This is a genomic window from Lactiplantibacillus xiangfangensis (genome assembly GCF_001438845.1).
In the GTDB taxonomy this organism is placed as follows: domain Bacteria; phylum Bacillota; class Bacilli; order Lactobacillales; family Lactobacillaceae; genus Lactiplantibacillus; species Lactiplantibacillus xiangfangensis.
In genome coordinates, this window is sequence record NZ_JQCL01000069.1 from 1 (window position 1) to 441 (window position 441).

A 441-nucleotide genomic window follows, 5' to 3' on the forward strand; every position below is an offset into this window, starting at 1 on the left:
GTAGAGCGCTTGACTGTTAATCAAGATGTCGACGGTTCGAGCCCGCCTGTCGGAGTTATCTACGTAAGCCATGGAGAGTTGTCCGAGTGGCTGAAGGAGCAGCATTGGAAATGCTGTAAACGGGTATTACCTGTTTCAAGGGTTCGAATCCCTTACTCTCCGTTAGTTAGATATATATAATATGACCCCTTGGTCAAGTGGTTTAAGACACTGCCCTTTCACGGCAGTAACATGGGTTCGAATCCCGTAGGGGTCATTAATGGAGGATTAGCTCAGTTGGGAGAGCGTCTGCCTTACAAGCAGAGGGTCACAGGTTCGAGCCCTGTATCCTCCATATGATGAATTCATTCATCAGAACAATTTAATATAATACATCATGAAATATATGGCTCGGTAGCTCAGTCGGTAGAGCAATGGATTGAAGCTCCATGTGTCGGCGGT

The 441-nt window shown here is 46.5% G+C and carries 3 tRNA genes; all 3 read left to right on the plus strand.

The window, feature by feature from the left end:
- Positions 1 to 72: 72 nt before the first annotated feature.
- Positions 73 to 162 (plus strand) — tRNA-Ser (locus tag IV64_RS07945).
- 21 nt (positions 163 to 183) lie between these two features.
- Positions 184 to 256: transfer RNA gene (locus IV64_RS07950), tRNA-Glu, on the plus strand.
- Between the two features lie 5 nt (positions 257 to 261).
- Positions 262 to 334 (plus strand) — tRNA-Val (locus IV64_RS07955).
- Positions 335 to 441 lie beyond the last annotated feature (107 nt).